Origin of the sequence: Paraburkholderia sp. EG286A (genome assembly GCF_040965375.1) — a bacterium.
Taxonomy (GTDB): Bacteria; Pseudomonadota; Gammaproteobacteria; order Burkholderiales; family Burkholderiaceae; genus Paraburkholderia.
The window spans coordinates 205428-226441 of the sequence record NZ_JBFRCB010000003.1; the positions used below are offsets into that span (position 1 = coordinate 205428).

General features: G+C 66.0%; 12 protein-coding genes, 2 tRNA genes and 1 pseudogene. 5 read left to right on the forward strand and 10 right to left on the reverse strand.

The window, feature by feature from the left end; genetic code table 11:
• Positions 1-171 precede the first annotated feature (171 nt).
• Complete coding sequence (gene purL / locus AB4Y35_RS13685; RefSeq protein WP_368704777.1) at positions 172-4248, reverse strand: phosphoribosylformylglycinamidine synthase; 4077 nt, start codon at positions 4246-4248, stop codon at positions 172-174.
• A gap of 342 nt (positions 4249-4590) precedes the next feature.
• Here purL and AB4Y35_RS13690 point away from each other — a divergent pair, with 342 nt between their 5' ends.
• The 3 genes from AB4Y35_RS13690 (at position 4591) to pgi (ending at position 9466) form a co-directional block, all read left to right on the forward strand.
• Entirely contained in the window at positions 4591-5886 is a 1296-nt protein-coding gene (locus AB4Y35_RS13690) for an FAD-dependent oxidoreductase (RefSeq protein ID WP_368704778.1), read from the forward strand.
• A gap of 115 nt (positions 5887-6001) precedes the next feature.
• Positions 6002-7594 carry an NAD(P)H-hydrate dehydratase gene (locus tag AB4Y35_RS13695; RefSeq protein ID WP_368704779.1) on the forward strand — a complete coding sequence of 531 codons (1593 nt, stop codon included), beginning with the start codon at positions 6002-6004 and terminating at the stop codon, positions 7592-7594.
• Between the two features lie 252 nt (positions 7595-7846).
• Positions 7847-9466: a glucose-6-phosphate isomerase gene (gene pgi / locus AB4Y35_RS13700; protein WP_368704780.1), complete on the forward strand. Its 1620-nt coding sequence runs from the start codon at positions 7847-7849 to the stop codon at positions 9464-9466.
• A 54-nt stretch (positions 9467-9520) separates the two neighbouring features.
• Here the strand turns inward: pgi and AB4Y35_RS13705 are convergent, their stop codons facing one another.
• Positions 9521-10267: an ABC transporter ATP-binding protein gene (locus tag AB4Y35_RS13705; RefSeq protein WP_368685986.1), complete on the reverse strand. Its 747-nt coding sequence runs from the start codon at positions 10265-10267 to the stop codon at positions 9521-9523.
• A 21-nt stretch (positions 10268-10288) separates the two neighbouring features.
• Between AB4Y35_RS13705 and AB4Y35_RS13710 the strand changes: the two genes are divergently transcribed.
• Both AB4Y35_RS13710 and AB4Y35_RS13715 read left to right on the forward strand, forming a co-directional pair.
• Entirely contained in the window at positions 10289-11041 is a 753-nt protein-coding gene (locus AB4Y35_RS13710) for an arylesterase (protein WP_368704781.1), read from the forward strand.
• Positions 11042-11247: 206 nt separating this feature from the next.
• The gene (locus AB4Y35_RS13715; RefSeq protein WP_368685984.1) at positions 11248-11595 is read left to right on the forward strand and encodes a hypothetical protein; all 348 of its coding nucleotides are present in this window, start codon (positions 11248-11250) and stop codon (positions 11593-11595) included.
• 93 nt (positions 11596-11688) lie between these two features.
• Here AB4Y35_RS13715 and AB4Y35_RS13720 read toward each other — a convergent pair whose 3' ends face one another.
• The 8 genes and pseudogenes from AB4Y35_RS13720 to tig all read right to left on the reverse strand — a co-directional run bounded on the left by AB4Y35_RS13720 (position 11689) and on the right by tig (position 20904).
• Positions 11689-13635, reverse strand: coding sequence for a SurA N-terminal domain-containing protein (locus AB4Y35_RS13720; RefSeq protein ID WP_368704782.1), 1947 nt, complete (start codon positions 13633-13635; stop codon positions 11689-11691).
• A gap of 103 nt (positions 13636-13738) precedes the next feature.
• Positions 13739-13815: transfer RNA gene (locus AB4Y35_RS13725), tRNA-Asp, on the reverse strand.
• A gap of 32 nt (positions 13816-13847) precedes the next feature.
• Positions 13848-13923 (reverse strand) — tRNA-Val (locus AB4Y35_RS13730).
• 71 nt (positions 13924-13994) lie between these two features.
• Positions 13995-14285, reverse strand: a pseudogene (locus AB4Y35_RS13735) (HU family DNA-binding protein); the annotation flags it as partial.
• A gap of 316 nt (positions 14286-14601) precedes the next feature.
• The gene (gene lon / locus AB4Y35_RS13740; protein ID WP_368704783.1) at positions 14602-17028 is read right to left on the reverse strand and encodes an endopeptidase La; all 2427 of its coding nucleotides are present in this window, start codon (positions 17026-17028) and stop codon (positions 14602-14604) included.
• A gap of 191 nt (positions 17029-17219) precedes the next feature.
• Complete coding sequence (gene clpX, locus AB4Y35_RS13745; RefSeq protein ID WP_028216418.1) at positions 17220-18491, reverse strand: ATP-dependent Clp protease ATP-binding subunit ClpX; 1272 nt, start codon at positions 18489-18491, stop codon at positions 17220-17222.
• A gap of 253 nt (positions 18492-18744) precedes the next feature.
• Positions 18745-19398, reverse strand: a complete 654-nt coding sequence (clpP, locus tag AB4Y35_RS13750; protein WP_042269587.1) for an ATP-dependent Clp endopeptidase proteolytic subunit ClpP — start codon at positions 19396-19398, stop codon at positions 18745-18747.
• Between the two features lie 159 nt (positions 19399-19557).
• The gene (tig, locus tag AB4Y35_RS13755) at positions 19558-20904 is read right to left on the reverse strand and encodes a trigger factor (RefSeq protein WP_368704784.1); all 1347 of its coding nucleotides are present in this window, start codon (positions 20902-20904) and stop codon (positions 19558-19560) included.
• Positions 20905-21014: the final 110 nt, after the last annotated feature.

Consider the following 21014-nt stretch of genomic DNA (forward strand, 5'->3'; position numbering starts at 1 on the left):
CCGCACAATATGCGGCGATTAACGCCGATATTCGCCGCAAGGCCGCGCCGGTCGGCGCCCAAAAGGCAAAAACCCCGGTCCGCACTCGCAATCGAGGCAGGACCGGGGTTTTTCCGCCGGGGCGAGTTGCCCTGCCCTGGCGTCAACCGTCCGCGAAGTTCGCGAGGCGCGTTAGCCCACCCACTTGCGCGCGTTCTGGAACGCACGCATCCACGGGCTCGCCTCGCCCCAGGCTTCAGGGTGCCAGCTCATCGTCACCGTGCGCTGCACGCGCTCGGTGTGCGGCATCAGCACGGTGAAGCGGCCATCGGGCGTCGTGACCGAGGTGATGCCTTGCGGCGAGCCGTTCGGATTGAACGGGTAGGCCTCGGTTGCCTGGGCGCGATGGTCGACGTAGCGCATCGCCACCGCGACCTTCGAGATGTCGCCCTGCTGCGAGAAGTCCGCGAAACCTTCGCCGTGCGCGACCGCCACCGGAATGCGCGAGCCTTCCATGCCGTCGAAGAAGAGCGACGGCGAGCCCTGCACTTCCACCAGCGAGAAGCGCGCTTCGAACTGCTCCGACTTGTTGCGCGTGAACTTCGGCCAGGCTTCGGCGCCCGGGATCATCGAGGCGAGGCTCGACATCATCTGGCAGCCGTTGCAGATACCGAGCGCAAACGTGTCCTGACGCGCGAAGAACGCCGCGAACATGTCCGCGAGCTTCGCGTTGAAGCGGATCGTCTTGGCCCAGCCTTCGCCCGCGCCCAGCACGTCGCCGTACGAGAAGCCGCCGCAGGCCACCGCACCCGCGAAGTCGGCGAGCGTGGCGCGGCCTTCGAGCAGGTCGCTCATGTGCACGTCGTGCGCGTCGAAGCCGGCGCGGTCGAACGCGTACGCGGTTTCGAGGTGCGAATTCACGCCCTGTTCGCGCAGGATCGCCACACGCGGACGGGCACCCTTGCCGATGAACGGCGCGGCGATGTCCTCGGCCGGATCGAACGTGAGATGCGGCTGCATGCCCGGATCGGCGGCGTCGAGCAGCGCGTCGTATTCGGAATCGGCGCACGCGGGGTTGTCGCGCAGACGCGCAATGCGCCAGCTCACTTCGCTCCACACGCGTTGCAGCTCCGCACGCGGCGCTTCGTAGATACGCTTCGCGTCACGGTAGATTTCGATCGAGTCGCGATTGTTCAGCGTGCCGATCACGTGCGAGCACACCGAGAGGCCATGCTGACGCAGCACGCCCATCACGACGTCGCGCTGCTGTGCCGGCACCTGGATCACGGCGCCGAGTTCTTCGGAGAAGAGCGCGCGCAGCGTGCGGTCTTCGCGGCGGCCGCTCGTCTGCTTCGCCCAGTCCTTGGCATCGCCGTAATCGGACTCGTGCTCGCTGTCGAGCGCGAGCATGTCGACGTTCAGCGACACGCCCGTGTGACCCGCGAAGGCCATTTCGCAGACGGTCGCCCACAGGCCGCCGTCCGAGCGGTCGTGGTACGCGAGCAGTTGCTCGTTCGCGTTCAGTTGCTGGATGGCCGTGAAGAACTGCTTGAGGTCTTCGGCGCTGTCCACGTCGGGCACCGCATCGCCGACCTGCTGCGTGACCTGCGCGAAGATGCTGCCGCCCATGCGGTTCTTGCCGCGGCCCAGATCGATCGCGATCAGCACCGACTCGCCCGCCTCGTCGACGCGGCGCAGTTGCGGCGTGAGGTGGCGGCGCACGTCGTCGACCGGCGCGAACGCCGAGATGATCAGCGAAACCGGCGCGACCACTTCCTTCGCCACGCCTTCCTCGTTCCACTTCGTGCGCATGGAGAGCGAATCCTTGCCCACCGGAATGCCGATGCCCAGCGCCGGGCACAGCTCCATGCCGATCGCCTTCACGGTGTCGTACAGCGCGGCGTCCTCGCCCGGTGCGCCGCACGCGGCCATCCAGTTCGCGGAGAGCTTGAGCTTGTCGAGCGACAGAATCGGCGCGCTGGCGATGTTGGTGATCGCCTCGCCCACGGCCATGCGGCCCGATGCGGGCGCATCGATCACGGCGAGCGGCGTGCGCTCGGCCATCGTCATCGCTTCGCCCTTGTAGCCCGCGTAGTCGAGCGCGGTGATCGCGCAATCGGCCACCGGCACCTGCCACGGGCCGACCATCTGGTCGCGCACCGTCGTGCCGCCCACCGAGCGGTCGCCGATGGTGATGAGGAACGACTTGCTGCCCACGGTCGGGTGGCGCAGCACGCTCTTCGCGACTTCGTCGAGCGAGACGCCCGTGACTTCGACCGGCGCGAGCGGCACGCTCGCGTGCTCGACGTCGCGGTGCATGCGCGGCGGCTTGCCGAGCAGGATGTCCATCGGCATGTCGACGGGCTGGTGGCCGCCGTTGGCCGCGAGCGCCTGCTCGTCGGTGTCGATGAGCTTCAGGTCGCGCGCGTCGGTCGCGACGCCCACGACGGCGAACGGGCAGCGCTCACGCTCGCAGATCGCCTGGAACTCTGCCAGATCGGCGGGCGCGATCGCGAGAACGTAGCGTTCCTGCGACTCGTTCGACCAGATTTCGCGCGGCGAGAGGCCCGACTCTTCGAGCTGCACCTTGCGCAGTTCGAAGCGCGCGCCCTTGTCGGCGCCGTCGACGAGTTCCGGGAAGGCGTTCGAAAGGCCGCCCGCGCCCACGTCGTGAATGCTCAGGATCGGGTTGCGCTCGCCCAGCTGCCAGCACGAATTGATGACTTCCTGCGCGCGACGTTCGATTTCCGGGTTGCCGCGCTGAACCGAGTCGAAGTCGAGTTCGGCGGTGTTGGTGCCGGTGGCCATCGAGCTGGCCGCGCCGCCGCCCATGCCGATGCGCATGCCCGGGCCGCCGATCTGGATCAGTAGCGTGCCGGCCGGCAGGTCGTGCTTGTGCGTGTGCTGCGCGCTGATGTTGCCGAGGCCGCCCGCGATCATGATCGGCTTGTGATAGCCGCGCACGGTGCCCGCCACGTTCTGCTCGTAGGTGCGGAAATAGCCGCCGAGGTTCGGGCGGCCGAATTCGTTGTTGAACGCGGCGCCGCCGAGCGGGCCGTCGATCATGATCTGCAGCGGCGAAGCGATGCGGTCCGGGCGGCCGTAGGCGCCCTGCGTGTCGGCGGGGTTGCGCAGCGCGAGCGGCACGGCCGCGTCGCGGGCGTCTTCCCATGCTTCGCGCGCGTCGGGCAGGTCGAGGTTCGAAACCGTGAAGCCCGTGAGGCCGGCCTTCGGACGCGCGCCGCGGCCCGTTGCACCTTCGTCGCGGATTTCGCCGCCCGAGCCCGTGGCCGCGCCCGCGAACGGCGAGATCGCCGTGGGGTGGTTGTGCGTCTCCACCTTCATCAGCGTATGCGTGAGTTCGGTGTGGCGACCGTACTGTTCGCCGGGCGTGCCGTCGGCGTGGTTCTTGCGCGGGAACCAGCGCTCCGCGACCGCGCCTTCCATGATCGACGAGTTGTCCGAGTACGCAACGATCGTGCCCTGCGGGCTGATCTTCTCGGTGTTGCGGATCATCGCGAAGAGCGACATATCCTGATCCTGGCCGTCGATCGTCCAGCTCGCGTTGAAGATCTTGTGGCGGCAGTGCTCGCTGTTGGCCTGCGCGAACATCATCAGCTCGACGTCGGTCGGGTTGCGCTCGAGCTTCTTGAAGTTTTCGACGAGGTAGTCGATTTCATCGTCGGCGAGCGCGAGGCCCAGTTCGCCGTTGGCCGTCTCCAGCGCCGCACGGCCGTGGCCGAGCACGTCGACGGTCTGCATCGGACGGGCCGGCAGTTCGTCGAACAGATGCAGCGCCGCGTCGCGCGAAGCTGCCACGCTTTCCGTCATGCGGTCGTGCAGCGCCGCGGCGACAGCGGCGTGCGCCTCTTCCGCGAGCGTCTTCTTGCCGCCGAGCAGGCCCGACTTGAGCACCACGGTGTATTCGACGCCGCGCTCGATGCGGCGCACCTGCTCGAGGCCGCAATGGTGCGCGATGTCCGTGGCCTTGCTCGCCCACGGCGACACCGTGCCGAAGCGCGGCACGACGAGGAACGTGAGCGCGCTGCCGCGCTCCTGCGGGGCCGCGAACGGCGCACCGTAGTGCATCAGCGCTTCGATCTTCGCGCTGTCGTCGGCGGAGAGCTGCGCCGCCGAATTGACGAAGTGCAGATACTGGCCGTACACGCCGACGATGTTGGCGTCGATACGCTGAAGCGTCTCGAGCAGGCGGGTCTGACGGAAGTCGGAAAGGGCCGAAGCGCCGGGGAAACACGAGAAGTGGGCCATGGACTGGGGCGTTGCGTCGAGGTTGCGTCAGAGTTGCGTCGCGGCTTCGCCTCGCGCGAAACACGTCGCAAGGTGGCGATGCGTCGCGCGGGGGATGGCGACGGTCAGGCGAAGGGAGACCGCGATTATAACCCGGAAGGCCTGTCCTGACCGCCCCGGCGGCCACGCGCAACGCGTGTGGCACGCCGGCCTCGCGCATGGCGATGCTCACGCTTTCGCTGCTATGATTGCGCGTTTCGTCTGATCGGCGCACCCGGGCATGGCTTCGGCGCGCCGCACGCCCCACCTTCGGCAGGACGCCCTCACCCGAGCGAGCGCCACCTGCCTGCAGATCGTATCGTCATGGATGTCATCGTCATCGGCGGCGGAATCGCCGGCATCGCTACCGCCTGGCAGCTGCGCGCGGCCGGGCATCGCGTCTGCGTAATCGAACGCCACGCCACCGTTGCGCAAGGCGCAACCTACGGGCATAGCGGCATTGCGCTGCCCACGCCGCTCGACGTCTGGTTCGGCCCCACCTTCCTGCGCAATGGCCGTCAATCGTCCGGCGGCGTGATCAGCAAGACGGGCTGGCGCGGCCACGCGCACGGTTTCGTCAAGCGCCTCGCCACGCTGCACGGCTCCGAGGCGTTCGCCGGGCGCTATGCGCTGCTGCGCCCGCTCATTGACTCGGCGCAAGCGGCGCTCGCCGACATCGACGCGCGCTTCCAGCTCGACTACGAGCAGCGCGACGGCCTGCTCTACCTCGTGCGCGGCAACGACGAATGGTCGCTCACGCAACCGGCCCTCGAGCTGCTGCGCCGCTTCGAGACGCCCCACCACGCGCTGTCGCCCGCGGAATGCGTGGCATTCGACCATGCCATTCCCGCCGATCCGCCGTTTGCAGGCGGCGTGCATTTCGAAACCGGCCGGGTGGCCAACTGCCCGCTCTTCGTGAAGCTGCTCAAGCAGGTGCTCGACGCCCAGGGCGGCGTGCAGTTCGAGATGAGCCGCGAGGTCAATGCGATCCGCCTGGAAGACCGGCGCGCGGCCGTGGAGCTGGCGCCGCCTGCGCACGAAGCGGGCCGCTCGCGCGACGTCGAAGTGATCTCGGGCGATGCCGTCGTGGTCGCCGCCGGCGCGCAAACGCCACGCCTCCTCGCGCCGCTCGGCCTCAAGATGCCGTTCTATCCGCTGCGCATGCACACGCTCAATTCGCCGGTGGCACACGAGGAATGCGTGCCGCAGACCACAATCGTCGACGCCGGCAAGCGCATCGCCATCGCGCGCATGAATCACCGGCTGCGCATATCGGGCGCCGCCGTGCTGCTGCGCGCGCAGGAAGTCGACGACGCGCTGCCCGAGGCGCTCACCGAAGACGCCCTCGCGCTGCTCGGCGAGGCGTCGCGCGACTGGGCGCCGGGCGCCGCGCGCATTTCGGCCGCGCTTGCCTGGGAGGGCATGAAGCTGCTGTCCGCCGACGGCCTGCCCGCGGTCGGCAACGTGAACCATCCGCGCCTGTACGTCAACGCGGGCCACGGGCCGGCAGGCTGGGCACTTTCGCTCGGCTCGGCGCGGCTCATCGCCCAGCAGATCTCGAACGCGGCGCCTGACCTGCCGGCCGATACCATCAAGGCGCTCTCGCCGGGCCGCGATTGAGCGGTGGGCGGGCGGCGTTGCCGCGCCGCCGTGCCGGTCACCGCGCTTCTCGGGCGTGCCGTCCGAGGGCGTGCTCGGGTATCGTTGCGATGTCGCCTCTGAGGACCGCATCGTCATGTCGCACGCTCCCCACTCCTCTGGCGCCGGGCAACCGGTGCTCGTCTACCCGCACGATCGTGCGGTCCCGCTGCTTGCCGTCGAACAGCTGCGCAAGGCCGAAGTCGCCGCGCAGTCGGCCCTGCCTGCCCACACGCTGATGGCGCGCGCGGGCGCCGCTGCCGCGCATTTCCTGAGCGAGCAGCTCGCGCATGCGCCCTCGTCGGCGAGCGACAAGCCGGTCTGGTTCGCCGCCGGGCCCGGCAACAACGGCGGCGACGCCCTCGTCGTCGCTACGGAGTTGCATCGCGCAGGCCTCGCCGTGGAAGTCTGCATGCCCGTCGAGGTCAAGCCCGACGACGCACGCTGGGCGCTCGCCGAGGCGCGTGCGGCGGGCGTGCCCATCGCCGCGTCGGCGCCCGCATCGTTCGACGCCTACGGCTGGCTCGTCGACGGGATGTTCGGCATCGGTCTCGCGCGCGGGCTCGAGGGCATGTTCGCCGAGCTCGCGGAAACGCTCTCGGCACGCGCGCGCAGCCACGGCCACGTGCTCGCGCTCGACGTGCCGAGCGGCCTCGACAGCGACACCGGCAACGTGGTCGGCAGCGGCCCGGCGGTGCACGCGACCCATACCGTGACGTTCATCGCCGCCAAGCCCGGCCTGTACACGGGCGTCGGGCGCGACCACGCAGGCGCCGTCGCGGTCGCGCCTATCGGCATCGACACCGAAGACACGCCGGGCGCCGTGCGCCTGAACGCGCCGGCGCTCTTCGCCGCCGCCCTGCCCGCTCGCGACTTCGCCACCCACAAGGGCACGTTCGGCACGCTCGCCGTCGTGGGCGGCGACACGGGCATGTGCGGCGCGCCGATTCTCGCGGCGCGCGCGGCACTCCTCACCGGCGCGGGCAAGGTTCACGTGGGCTTTCTCGGCAGCGACGCGCCGCCCTACGACGCGCCGCACCCCGAACTCATGCTGCACGCGGCGGCCAGGCTCGCGCTCGACGCGATGGACGCCGTCGCGGCGGGCTGCGGCATGGGCGGCAGCGCGTCGGCGCGCCAGCTCGTGGACACCATCCTGCGCCTTTCCGCCCCGGTGCTCCTCGATGCCGATGCACTCAATCTCGTCGCGCGCGACGAGGCGCTAGCGGCGCACGTCGCGCAGTCGGCGGCCGCGCGCGGCGCGCCTTGTGTGCTCACGCCGCATCCGCTCGAAGCAGCGCGCCTGCTCGGCTGCGACACCGCCGCGGTGCAGCGCGACCGCCTCGCCGCGGCGCGGGCACTAGCCGACCGCTACGCGGCGGTTGCCGTGCTCAAGGGCAGCGGCACCGTGGTCGCCGCGCCAGACGGACGCGTCGCCGTCAATCCCACCGGCAACGCGGGCCTCGCCACGGGCGGCACCGGCGACGTGCTCGGCGGCATGATCGGCGCGCTGCTCGCCCAGCGCGTGCCGCCCTACGAGGCCGCGCTCGCGGGCGTCTACCTGCACGGCCTCGCCGCCGACACGCTGTGCGCACAAGGCGACGGCCCCGCGGGCCTCACGGCGGGCGAACTCGCGCCAGCGGTGCGCAAGCTCATGAACCGGCTCTTTTACGCGCCGTCTTATGCCGCCTGAAGCCGCATCCCGCGCATCCGTTCGCGCGGCACGCGGCTTGCTTCACGACGACGCTCGCGCCGCCTCCCGCGCCCGGCACAGCCGCAGGCATCACAACGCTGCGCAGTGTCGCGCGAGGCCGCTATACTGATCCTCCGCACGCCGCCTTGCACCCAAGGCGGCCCGTGCTTCCCCGCGGCGCGCGAAGCGCGTTCGGCCTGACCGGCGAACCGCACCTGCCGCCCTCCATTCGTGATCCCTCGCTAGACGAACATGACGAATCCGCTCCCCGCCTGGTCCGCGCTACAGACGCATTACGAACAGATCCGCGACGAAAAGCTGCGCGACTGGTTCGCCCCCGCCAACGACCCTGCGCCGACGCGCGCCGAACGCTTCACGTTCGCAGGCGCCGGTCTCGGCGCCGACTTCTCGAAGAACCGCATCACCGACGCCACGCTCAAGCTGCTCGTGCAGCTCGCTCGCGAGGCCGGTGTGGAAGCGCGCCGCGATGCGATGTTCAAGGGCGAAGTCGTCAATCCGACGGAAGGCCGCGCGGCGCTGCACACCGCCTTGCGCGCCACCGAAGCCGACGCCCCGTTCCACGCGCAGATCGCCGCCGAGCGCGCGAAGATGGCGAAGTTCGCCGACGCCGTGCGCAGCGGCGCATGGACCGGGTACACGGGCAAGCGCATCCGCCATGTCGTGAATATCGGCATCGGCGGCTCGGACCTCGGGCCGAAGATGGTCGTGCACGCGCTCGAGCATCTCGAGCTGCCCGAGATCACCTCGCACTTCGTCTCGAACGTCGACGGCGCCGACCTGTGGCGCACGATCGAAAACATCGATCCGGAAGAAACGCTGGCGATCATCGTGTCGAAGACGTTCACGACGCTCGAAACCATGACCAACGCGCTGTCGATGCGCGACTGGTTCGTCAAGCACGGCTGTCCGCAAGGCGAACTCGCGAAGCACTTCGTGGGCGTCTCGGCGAATCCGGCCGAAGTCGTGAAGTTCGGCATCGCCAAAGAGAACGTGTTCGAGATGTGGGACTGGGTGGGCGGCCGCTATTCGTTGTGGTCGGCGGTGGGCCTCTCGATCATGATCGCCATCGGACCGCAGCAGTTCGACGAACTGCTCGCCGGCGCGCACGACATGGACAAGCACTTCCGCGAAGCGCCGCTGGAGAAGAACCTGCCCGTGCTGCTCGGCATGATCGGCATCTGGTATCGCAACTTCTTCGGCTCGCAGAGCTATCTCGTTGCGCCGTACTCCGAAGCGCTGCACTTCCTGCCTTCGTATCTCCAGCAGCTCGAAATGGAGAGCAACGGCAAGTCGGCGCGCCTCGACGGCAAGTTCGTCGATTACGCGACTTCGGCGATCACCTGGGGCGAGCCCGGCACGAATGGCCAGCACGCGTTCTTCCAGATGCTGCACCAGGGCACGACGATCGTGCCGATCGACTTCATCGCCGTGCTCACGCCCGAGCATCCGCTGGCCGACCATCATCCGAAACTGCTCGCGAACTGCTTTGCGCAGAGCGAGGCGATGATGCTTGGCCGCACCGAGGAAGAAGCGAAGAAGATTGCCGGCGCGGACAAGCCCGAACTCGTGCCGCACATCATGTTCCCCGGCAACCGCCCGACCACCACGTTGTTCGTCGACGCGCTCACGGCCCGCTCGCTCGGCGCGCTCATCGCGCTCTACGAGCACAAGGTGCTGGTGCAGGCTTCCGTGTGGGACATCAATCCGTTCGACCAGTGGGGCGTGGAACTCGGCAAGATCCTCGGCAAGGTGGTCGAAGCCGACCTGAACGCCGCAAGCGCCGATGTGAAGCCGCACGATTCGTCCACGGCCGCGCTGATCGCTCGCGCCCGTGCGGCGCTCAAGCGCTAACTCGCGGGGAACCGGCGTGCGCATGCACTGCGCACGCCGTTCACCGGTCAGGCGCTAACGCCCGGCTTCGACATTGTTCGCGTTACGAGAGGATGCCGCGCCATGCGGCGCGTTGGGCACGCGGTGGCCCGCTTCGATCGTGATGATGGCGTCGCAACGCTGCGCGAGATCGACGTCGTGGGTGACGAGCACGAGCGTCGCCCCGTTCGCGCGATTGAGTTCGAACATCAGGTCGATGACGGCGTGGCCCGTGGCGGCGTCGAGGCTGCCGGTGGGCTCGTCGGCGAACAGCACGGCCGGGCGCGTCACGAACGCGCGCGCGAGCGCCACGCGCTGCTGCTCGCCGCCCGAGAGCAGCTTCGGGTAGTGGCCCGTGCGCTCGGCAAGACCCACGCGCTCGAGCAGCGTGCGCGCGCGGGCGAAAGCATCACGCGTCGACATGCCACCCTGCAGTTCGAGCGGCAGCGCGACGTTCTCCAATGCGGTGAGATGCGGCATCAACTGGAACGACTGGAACACGAAGCCCACCGAGCCGTTGCGCAGCGCCGCGCGCTGATCTTCGGCCATCCCGGTAAGCTCATGGCCGAGCAGGCGCACCGAACCCGCGCTCGCGCTGTCGAGGCCGGCCAGCAGGCCGAGCAGCGTCGACTTGCCGGAACCGGAAGCGCCGACGATCGCCACGCTCCCGCCGGCCTGCACGGTGAGGTCGATGCCGTCGAGGATCGTCAGCTCGCCGGTGGCGTCGGTGACCCGCTTGCTCAAACCCCGTACTTCGATGACTGGATCGCTATTCATTCGCACATGATGACGCACAGGTTAGCCGTGAACCAGAAGCGCGCCGCGCGGCGCGCCACCCTTTCCCGCGCCCGGTCCCGCTCCAGCGCGTTTGCCGCTATCGCCGCCTTGACCGCTGCCGTCTTGTTCGGCGCCCTCTGTGGCACGACCGGCACCGCGCTCGCGGCCACGCCCGTCTCCACGGCCAACGCGGCGACGAACCCCGCCGCCAAGGCAAAACCGAACATCGTCGTGCTCGGCGACAGCCTTTCCGCCGAATATGGCCTGCCACGCGATACAGGCTGGGTGGCCCTGCTGCGCCAGCGGCTCACCAGCGAGCGGATCGATTATAACGTTGCGAATGCGAGCATCAGCGGGGACACGACCAGCGGCGGACTCACGCGCCTGCCGCTCGTCATGCAGCGCATCAAGCCCGCGATCGTGATCGTCGAACTGGGCGCCAACGATGCACTGCGCGGCGTACCGCTCACGACGACCGACAGCAATCTGCGCGCCATCGTCACGCAGATCCGCAAGGGCGGCGCGAAACCCGTGCTCATCGGCATGTACGTGCCGCCCAACTACGGGGTCGACTATACGCGTGACTTCCACGCCATCTACGAGCGGCTTGCGAAGGAACTGAACGTCCCGCTCGTGCCGTTTCTGCTAGCTGGCCTCGCCGACAAGCCCGAACTCTTCCAGGCCGACCAGATCCATCCCACCCAGCAGGCACAGCCTTTGCTGCTCGACAACGTGTGGCCAACGCTCAAGCCGCTGCTCGGCAGCGGCGTGCGGCGCTGAGGCGGCAGCTGGGCAAACGTGCGGGCGTCCTCACCGGGCGCCCTTTCTCAGGGCTCCAACCTTGGCGCGTTCAAGCCGCTCGAGCCTCTCAGCCAGCGTGGCGGCGGGCAACCGCGTCGCGCCATTGGCCACCGTTTGCGTCAGACACGCGAGCCCGCGAAGCTTCGCTGTCTGAATCCGACCGACCCTGACTGGAGGGAAGAAGCGTGAAATATTTACCTCTCATTGTCGTTACGGCAGCACTTGCTGCCTGCGCCAATCAGCCAATGCCGAGCGGAGCGCAGTCCGTCGGCACGAGCCAGCAACCGCCTGCAACGGTTGCGCAATGCATCGCACAAAAATGGTCCGACAAGTCGCAGCAGCAAGTCATCTCGCAGTCCGTGCTCGCCAACGGCCAGGCTGTCGACGTCTACGTCCCTGGCCAGCAGCCGCCTAACGGCGCAGCGGCAACGGTACGCCCGGCGTGGAGCGCCAGCGCGAAGACGTGGGTCGGCTTCCGCTCCGGCGGCGGCGCCGGTGGAGACGCCACCAGCGACATCAGCGCCTGCCTCTGATTTCGCGCTCGCCAGAACGCAAAAGCCCCGCAGTGTTTCGCGGGGCTTTTTTTGTGCCGGCTCTCGACGCCGGCAGGCTGATGCGGGTCGGGCTTACTGGGCGCCGTCGCCGTCGCCCGACTGGCTGGCCGAACTGAGCGAGCCGTAGAGCTTCACCTTCGCGCGCTCGCGCAGCGCGTCGAGGTACGACTGCACCTGCGACTGGCCGTCCACCTGGGCCAGCTGCTGCTGCGCGGCGGCCAGGCGCGGGCCTTCTGCGGCCGGACCGTTGGTCACGCTGTTCACGCGGTAGATCGCGTAGCCGTCGTTGCCGAGGTCCACGCCCACGTAAGCGGGCAGCTTCTGCGAATCGGCCTTGAAGACGGCGGACAGCGCGCTGGGCGGCAACCCCTGGGCGTCGTTGCGCGACACCTTGAGCGCCGACGAGAAACCGTCGGTCGACTTCGACTTCTGCAGCTCCGCGAGCTTCGCCTCGCCGTCCTTGTGCGCCATGTCGGCGGCCTGCTGCGCGATCACCTTCTGGCGCACCGCATCCTTGACCGCGGCGAACGCGGGCACGGCGGCCGGCTGGTAGTTCGTCACGTGAGCCGAAATCAGCGTGTTGTTGCCGACGTCGATCGCCTGGGTGTTGTTGTGCTGGTTCACCGAGTCGCTCGCGAATACGGCGGCGAGAAACTTCTGGTTGTTCAGCGGGCTATCCGGCGGCAGCGCGGCATTCGGCTTCGGCGTGACCGTGGCCGTCTGGATCGTCAGCTTGTACTTGTCCGCGGCCGGCTGCAGGCTCTTGGCCTGCTCGTAGACCACCGACGTGAAACCATCGCTCGCGTCGGCGAGCAGCTTCGCGGCTTGCTGCGCCTTCACGTCGTTCGTGATCTGCGCCTTCACGTCGTCGAACGGCTTCGTGACCGCCGGCTTCAGGTCCGTGACCTTGACGATGTGATAGCCGAAGTCCGACTGGATCACGTCGCTGATCTCGTCCTTCTTGAGCTTGAAGACCGCGGCGTCGAACGCCTGGCCGCCCGCGATCATGCCGGGGCCGAAGTAGCCGAGGTCGCCGCCCTTCGAGGCCGAACCCGGGTCCTGCGACTCCTTCTGCGCGATCTGCGCGAACTGATCCGGATGCGCCTTCACTTCGGCGAGGATCGATTCGGCCTTCTGCTTCGCGGCGTTGCGCACGTCGGCGCTCGCGTCCTTCGGCACCGTGATCAGGATGTGGCTCGCGCGCACTTCTTCCTGCGTGCGATAGTGCGCGATGTTGTCGTCGTAGTACTTCTTGAGATCGGCGTCGCTCGGCTGCACGCCGGCGGCAACCGTCGCCGCCGAAAGCACGAGGTACTGGATCTGCGCCGTGGCCGGCGTGGCGAAAGCGTTCTTGTTCGCGTCGTAGTACGCCTGCAGTTGCGCGTCGGTCGGCTGCACCTTCGGCGCATAGTCGCTCGCGTGGAACGCGAGGCCCTGCACTTCGCGCTGCTGCTCCGAAAGGCCCGTGAGCTGCTGCGCGAGCGCCTTCGGCGTGAACGCGCTGCTGATGATCGACGCCGGCAGCTGCTGCATGGAGAGGCTATAGCGCACGCGCTCGTCGTACTGCTCGGGCGTCATGCCCTGCATGGCGAGCAGTTGCTTGTACTGGTCGAGATTGATCGAGCCGTCGGGATTCTTGAGCGACGAGATCACCGGGTCGGCGAGCAGCGCGCGACGCACGGCGTCGTCCGAGGCGGTGAGATGCAGGCGCTGCGTTTCGTCCACGAGCACGCGCTGCTGGATCAGACCGTCGAGGATGTCCTTGCGGTGCTGGGGCGTGTCGAACATGCTCGCGTCGAATTGGGCGCCGAGGACCTGGCGGGCCTGGTCGAGCTGCTGGCGCGCGGCGTTGTCATACTCGGCACGCGTGATCTTGTGCCCGTTGACGCTTGCGACGTTCGCGCTTTCATCGAAGAAGCCGCGGAAACCTTGAATACCGACGAAGCCCAGCCCTGGCAGGACGACCAGGAGCAGCATGAACATCATCAGGCGTTTGTGATTGCGGAAAAAGTCGAGCATGCGTGACCAGACGTTGAGGGCGCCAAAAAATGGAACGCCCGATATTACAACAGCGGCCAACAAAAAAGGCGAACCGGAGTTCGCCTTCTTGTCGAGATATCCTTGGCGGAGCGGACGGGACTCGAACCCGCGACCCCCGGCGTGACAGGCCGGTATTCTAACCAACTGAACTACCGCTCCGTGCGGTGCGCTACGTACCGGAACCGAAGCTGTGGTGGGTGCTGAGAGGCTCGAACTCCCGACCTACGCCTTGTAAGGGCGCCGCTCTACCAACTGAGCTAAGCACCCAGCTTCATGCTTTCCTGCGCTGCTTCCAGTGCTGCGACTTCTGCTGCGCTACCCATCAGGTAGCGAGCCCGCTAGTTTAGCGCATCCTTCAGCGCTTTGCCAGGCCTAAATTTGGGCACCTTCGCCGCCTTGATCTTGATCGCGTCGCCGGTCCGCGGATTGCGGCCCGTGCGCGCCGTGCGCTTGCCGACGGCGAACGTGCCGAAGCCGACGAGCGTAACCGAGCCGCCCTTCTTGAGCGTCCCTTTGACGCCGCCGATCACGGCGTCGAGTGCGCGTCCCGCAGCCGCCTTCGAAATGTCGGCTTGTTGCGCAATATGGTCAATCAGTTCCGTTTTATTCATTCCAGCCCCCGAGAATGTGTTTGGGTAAACGTAAGAAAGAAGGTCAACTTATTGGATAGACGTCCCCGCCATAGCGCGGGGCCCGCCCATTTAACGGGGCCGATAGTGCCGTGTCAAGCGGGGTTGAGCCTGATTCGGCGCGGGATTTGAGGGATTATTCGAAGGAGTATTCGAACAAGTGGGAAATGGCGGAAAAGACCACTGGTTGTCATCACAACGTCAAGAATCGTGACGCAAATAAAAAGCCCGCGGAGCATGCCGCGGGCTTTCTGGGGTCCAACGCGCCGCGCAGGAGCGCGGCCTGTTGAAGGGGTACTGAAGGGGTACCGAAGGCTTAGTGCTTGACGACTTCCGTCGCGGCGGCATCCTTCGATTCGGCCACGGGCGCCTTGGCGTCCTCGGCCTTCACTTCTTCTTCCGGCAGCGGCTGCGGCACACGTTCGAGCGCGAGTTCGAGCACCTTGTCGATCCAGCGGACCGGCACGATTTCGATCGAGTTCTTCACGTTGTCCGGAATCTCGGTGAGATCCTTGACGTTCTCTTCCGGGATCAGCACGAGCTTGATGCCGCCGCGATGCGCCGCGAGCAGCTTCTCCTTCAGCCCGCCGATCGGCAGCACTTCGCCGCGCAGCGTGATCTCGCCCGTCATCGCCACGTCGGCGCGCACCGGAATACCCGTGAGCACCGACACCAGCGCCGTCGTCATCGCACCGCCTGCGGACGGACCGTCCTTCGGCGTTGCGCCTTCCGGCACGTGGATGTGGATGTCCTGCTTCTCGAACGCTTCGTCCTTGATGCCGAGACGACGCGAACGCGAACGCACCACCGAGCGTGCCGCTTCGACCGATTCCTTCATGACGTCGCCGAGCGAACCCGTGCGGATCACGTTGCCCTTGCCGGGCATGACCGCCGCTTCGATCGTCAGCAGATCGCCGCCGACTTCCGTCCACGCGAGGCCCGTGACCTGGCCGATCTGGTTTTCCTTCGCGGCCAGACCGAAGTCGTACTTGCGCACACCGAGGAAGGTGTCGAGGTTGGCGCTGTCCACCGTGACGGCCTTGTCGGCCTTCTTCAGCAGCAGCATCTTCACGACCTTGCGGCAGATCTTCGACACTTCGCGCTCGAGCGAACGCACGCCCGCTTCACGCGTGTAGTAGCGAATGATGTCGCGGATCGCGCCTTCGGTCACCTCGATCTCGCCCGGCTTCAGCCCGTTGTTCTTCTTCTGCTTCGGCAGCAGATAACGCTGGGCGATGCTGACCTTCTCGTCTTCCGTGTAACCCGACAGGCGGATGACTTCCATCCGGTCGAGCAGCGGCGGCGGGATGTTCAGCGAGTTCGACGTGGCGACGAACATCACATCGGAGAGGTCGAAGTCGACTTCGATGTAGTGGTCGGCGAACGTGTGGTTCTGTTCCGGATCGAGTACTTCGAGCAGCGCCGACGACGGATCGCCGCGGAAATCCATGCCCATCTTGTCGACTTCGTCGAGCAGGAAGAGCGGATTGCGCACGCCGACCTTGGTCAGGCTCTGCAGGATCTTGCCCGGCATCGAACCGATGTACGTACGACGGTGGCCGCGGATCTCGGCTTCGTCACGCACGCCGCCCAGCGCCATGCGCACGAACTTGCGGTTCGTTGCGCGCGCAATCGACTGCCCGAGCGAGGTCTTGCCGACGCCCGGAGGCCCGACGAGGCACAGGATCGGCGCCTTGACCTTGTCCACGCGCTGTTGCACCGCGAGATACTCGAGAATGCGTTCCTTCACCTTCTCGAGACCGAAGTGGTCTTCGTCGAGCACGGCTTCGGCGTTCGAGAGGTCGTTGTTGACCTTGCTCTTCTTGCGCCACGGCAGGCCGATCAGCGTGTCGATATAGTTGCGCACCACGGTGGCTTCCGCCGACATCGGCGACATCAGCTTGAGCTTCTTGAGTTCGGCGTCGGCCTTCTTCTTGGCTTCCTTGGGCATGCGCGCAGCCGTGATGCGCTTCTCGAGTTCTTCGAGATCCGCACCCTCTTCGCCTTCGCCCAGTTCCTTCTGGATCGCCTTGACCTGCTCGTTCAGGTAGTACTCGCGCTGGCTCTTTTCCATCTGGCGCTTCACGCGGCCGCGAATGCGCTTCTCCACCTGGAGAATGTCGATTTCGGCTTCGAGTTGCGCGAGCAGGTGCTCCAGACGCTCCACGACCGGGAACATCTCGAGGATGTGCTGCTTCTGGTCGAGCTTGAGCGGCAGATGCGCGGCGATGGTGTCGGCAAGACGACCGGCCTCGTCGATGCCCGACAGCGACGTCAGGATCTCCGGCGGGATCTTCTTGTTGAGCTTCACGTACTGGTCGAACTGCGAGACGATCGCGCGGCGCAGCGCTTCGGTTTCTGCGCTGTCGGCGTGGTCCGGTTCGAGCGGCATCACTTCGCACGAGAACTGCGTTTCCTGCTCTTCGATGGAAAGCGTCTTCGCGCGCTGCAGGCCTTCCACGAGCACCTTCACGGTGCCGTCGGGCAGCTTGAGCATTTGCAGGATGTTGGCGACACACCCTACTTCATACATGTCTTTTTCGGTCGGCTCATCCTTCGCGGCGGTCTTCTGCGCGACGAGCATGATGTGCTTGCCGCCTTCCATAGCCGCTTCGAGGGCCTTGATCGATTTCGGTCGGCCCACGAAAAGGGGAATCACCATATGCGGGAAGACTACGACGTCTCGCAGCGGCAGCAGCGGGAGCGTGGTGCGTTCCGGCGGGAGGAGTTGGGTTCCTGACATTTCATTTCCCCATGAGTGGAATCAATTGTTCGGTAATTGAGGCCTGAGATACCGATTGCAAGCCTCGCGCGTGTGGGAAAAGTTCAGTGACTCCAAAATAGTGCGCCATCGACCACAAGATTAAACGAAAAAGCCGTTCATCCCATTGTATGAACGGCCCTTTTCCGGAACTCTTTAGCCGATCACCACCATCAGTTCGACCCTGCAACCTTCGGAGCGTCTTCGTAGATCAGCAGCGGTTTGCCGTCGCCGTCGATCACGTTGTCGTCGATGATGACCTTGCTCACGCCCTTCATGGCCGGCAGCTCGTACATCACGTCGAGCAATGCCTGTTCCAGGATCGAGCGCAGGCCACGAGCCCCCGTCTTGCGGCGAATCGCCTTGCGGGCGACGGCCTGCAGCGCAGCCGGGCGAATTTCCAGCTCCACGCGCTCCATGTTGAAGAGCTTGTGATACTGCTTGACGAGCGCGTTCTTCGGCTCGACCAGAATCTTCATGAGCGCGGCTTCGTCGAGCTTGCCGAGCGTGGCGACCACGGGCAGACGGCCGATCAGCTCGGGAATCAGGCCGAACTTGATCAGGTCTTCCGGTTCCGTTTCGCGCAGCACTTCGCCGGTATCGCGCTCCTGCTTGCTCTTCACGCTCGCGCCGAAGCCAATGCCGGTCTTTTCCGTACGGTCGGTGATGACCTTTTCCAGACCGTCGAACGCGCCGCCGCAAATGAACAGGATATTGGTCGTGTCGACCTGGATGAAATCCTGGTTCGGATGCTTGCGACCGCCCTGCGGCGGCACCGAAGCCATCGTGCCCTCGACGAGCTTGAGCAGCGCCTGCTGCACGCCCTCGCCTGAGACGTCGCGCGTGATCGACGGGTTGTCCGACTTGCGGCTGATCTTGTCGATTTCGTCGATATAGACGATGCCGCGCTGGGCCTTGTCGACCTCGTAATTGCAGTTCTGCAGCAGCTTCTGAATGATGTTCTCGACGTCTTCGCCCACGTAACCGGCTTCGGTCAGCGTGGTGGCGTCGGCGATCACGAACGGCACGTTCAGAAGGCGCGCGAGCGTCTGCGCGAGCAGCGTCTTGCCCGAGCCCGTGGGCCCGATCAGCAGGATGTTGCTCTTGGAGAGTTCGACGTCGTCCTTCTTGTCGAGGTGCTTCAGACGCTTGTAGTGGTTGTACACCGCCACTGCGAGAATCTTCTTCGCGCGTTCCTGCCCGATCACGTACTGGTCGAGGATGTCGCGGATCTCCTGCGGGCTCGGCAGGTCCGAGCGCGACAGCGCCGCGTCGACGCCCGCACCGGCGGCTTCGTCGCGAATGATCTCGTTGCACAAGTCGATGCATTCATCGCAGATGAATACCGACGGACCAGCGATGAGCTTTTTCACCTCATGCTGGCTCTTGCCGCAGAACGAGCAATACAACAGCTTCTCGCTGTTAGAACCTTTCTTGTCCGCCATGGATAAATGAGCCTCCGGACACTCTGTTACATGATACGCCGTTTCCCCCGGCGAGGCCGGAGGGTGCGTGAACCGCTTGCTGTGACGGCGTTGGGGGCCGCAGGCCGCGAAGCGCGTTTGCCGATTATTTCACAAGGTCTGCGCGGCGTCGGCTATCCCCTTTTGTACGGGGGCCGAGCTGTTCCTTTACGTTGCCTTTGTCACGGCCTGCGCGCCCTTCGCAGGGTCGGACGCGCAAAACCGCTCGCGCAGATCAAGGACGCTTGTGCAGGACCTGGTCGACGAGACCGTAGGCCTGGGCGTCGTCACCCGACATGAAGTTGTCGCGATCCGTGTCGCGCGCAATGCGCTCGACCGGCTGACCCGTATGGTGCGCGAGCAACTGGTTCAGGCGCTCCTTCAGGTACAGGATTTCGCGAGCCTGGATTTCGATGTCCGAAGCCTGGCCGCGCGCGCCGCCGAGCGGCTGGTGAATCATCACGCGCGAGTTCGGCAGCGCAAAACGCTTGCCCCTGGCGCCCGACGCCAGCAGGAACGCGCCCATGCTGGCCGCGAGGCCCATGCAAAGGGTCGAAACGTCCGGCTTGATGAACTGCATCGTGTCGTAAATCGCCATGCCGGCCGACACCGAGCCGCCCGGGCTGTTGATGTACAGGCTGATGTCCTTGTCCGGGTTTTCGCTTTCGAGGAACAGCAGCTGGGCGACCACGAGGTTGGCCGTCTGGTCGTTCACTTCGCCGACCAGGAACACCACGCGCTCCTTGAGCAGGCGCGAGTAAATGTCGTAGGAACGTTCGCCGCGGCCGCTCGTTTCGACGACGATCGGCACGAGGCCGAGCGCCTGCGGGTCGAAGTCCCGCGACGAGTGGGAGGTCAACGTATCCAGCGATTGAGCGCGAATGGTCATGCGGTGCATCCTTGTCTGGAAAAGTTCTTCTATATACCCGTATGGCGACGGACCCCGGTTAAATCAACCACACGGACAGCATGGCTAAAACCTGCGGATACAAAAACGGCGTGCTGGCCGTCGGTCGCTCCGACAGCCGGCACGCCGTAGCGGGCAGTTTTAAGCCTGCGCCGTCGCGCTTGCCAGTTCTTCGAAGCTAACCTGCTTGTCCGTCACCTTGGCCTTGCCGAGCACGAAGTCGACGACGTTCGATTCGACGACATAGGCTTCCATTTCGGCCAGACGCTGCTGGTTGGAATAATACCAGCGCACGACCTCCTTCGGGTCCTCATAGCTTTTCGCGAATTCGTCGACTTCAGCACGGATCTGCTCCGGCTTCGCCTCGAGGCTGTTGGCCTTCACGAGTTCGGCGAGCACGAGGCCGAGCTTGACGCGGCGCTCGGCTTGTTCCTTGAACATTTCGGCCGGGATCGGTGCGTCCTTGGCGTTGGGCACGCCACGCTGCGCGAGGTCGGCGCGCGCCATTTCGACGAGGCGTTCCTGATCCTGCTCGACGAGCGCGTTCGGCACGTCGAGTTCGGAGATCTTCAGGAGTGCGTCCATCACCTGGTTCTTGACGATCGACTGGGTGCGGCGCTTCGCTTCGCGTTCGAGGTTGTCCTTGATTTCGGCGCGCATCTTCACGAGGTCGCCGTCGGCGATGCCGAGCGACCTGGCGAATTCAGCGTCGATTTCCGGCAGGTGCGGCCACTCGATCTGCTGCATCGTGATCGTGAACTTAGCCGTCTTGCCGGCGACGTCCTTGCCGTGATAGTCCTCGGGGAACGCGAGGTCGAATTCGCGCGACTCGCCCTTCTTCAGGCCGATTGCCGCCTTTTCGAATTCCGGCAGCATGCGGCCTTCGCCCAGCACGAACGCGAAGCCTTCCGCGGTGCCGCCCTGGAACGCGACGTCGTCGATCTTGCCGACGAAGTCGACCGTCACGCGGTCGCCTTCCTTCGCTGCGGTGTCGGCGCCGCCGTCACCGTGCTCGCCGGCTTCGCCGCGAGCGTGGAAGTGCACGCGCTGCTTGCGCAGGATGTCGAGCGTGCGGTCGATTTCCGCTTCGGTGATGGTCGTGGTCGTGCGCTCGATTTCGGCCGTCGCAACGTCGCCGAGCTTCACTTCCGGGTAGACCTCGAAGGTCGCGTCGAACGCGTAGTCGCCTTCAGCGGCTTCCGACTTCGGCGCGAAGCTCGGCTGGCCGGCGACGCGCAGGTTCTCGGCGCGGCTGATGTCGAAGAATTCCTTGCCGACCTTGTCGCTCAGGACTTCGGCCTCGACCTGGCCCGAATACTGCTGCGTGACCATCTTGAGGGGCACCTTGCCCGGACGGAAGCCCGGCATGCGCACGTTCTTCGCGAGTTTGCGGATGCGCGAATCGATTTCTTTCTGCACGGCGTCCTTCGGCAGGGAAATCGTCACGCGGCGTTCGAGCTTGCCGAGGTTTTCAACAACGTTAGCCATGGCTTCAATCGTCCTAAAATTGTTCGAGCGAATCAGTAATCTGTGGTCTTTGCGAGCCGCGGTCCGCCTGGATCCGATGTGGTCCAGCAACCCGCTTTGGAGCTGAACGC

Bases quoted from the DNA above. Each gene is read 5' to 3' on its own strand.
- AB4Y35_RS13690 (WP_368704778.1), top strand. From the start codon at position 4,591: ATGGATGTCATCGTCATCGGCGGCGGAATCGCCGGCATCGCTACCGCC.
- clpP (WP_042269587.1), bottom strand. From the start codon at position 19,398: ATGACCATTCGCGCTCAATCGCTGGATACGTTGACCTCCCACTCGTCG.
- AB4Y35_RS13720 (WP_368704782.1), bottom strand. From the start codon at position 13,635: ATGCTCGACTTTTTCCGCAATCACAAACGCCTGATGATGTTCATGCTG.
- lon (WP_368704783.1), bottom strand. From the start codon at position 17,028: ATGTCAGGAACCCAACTCCTCCCGCCGGAACGCACCACGCTCCCGCTG.
- clpX (WP_028216418.1), bottom strand. From the start codon at position 18,491: ATGGCGGACAAGAAAGGTTCTAACAGCGAGAAGCTGTTGTATTGCTCG.
- tig (WP_368704784.1), bottom strand. From the start codon at position 20,904: ATGGCTAACGTTGTTGAAAACCTCGGCAAGCTCGAACGCCGCGTGACG.
- purL (WP_368704777.1), bottom strand. From the start codon at position 4,248: ATGGCCCACTTCTCGTGTTTCCCCGGCGCTTCGGCCCTTTCCGACTTC.
- pgi (WP_368704780.1), top strand. From the start codon at position 7,847: ATGACGAATCCGCTCCCCGCCTGGTCCGCGCTACAGACGCATTACGAA.
- AB4Y35_RS13695 (WP_368704779.1), top strand. From the start codon at position 6,002: ATGTCGCACGCTCCCCACTCCTCTGGCGCCGGGCAACCGGTGCTCGTC.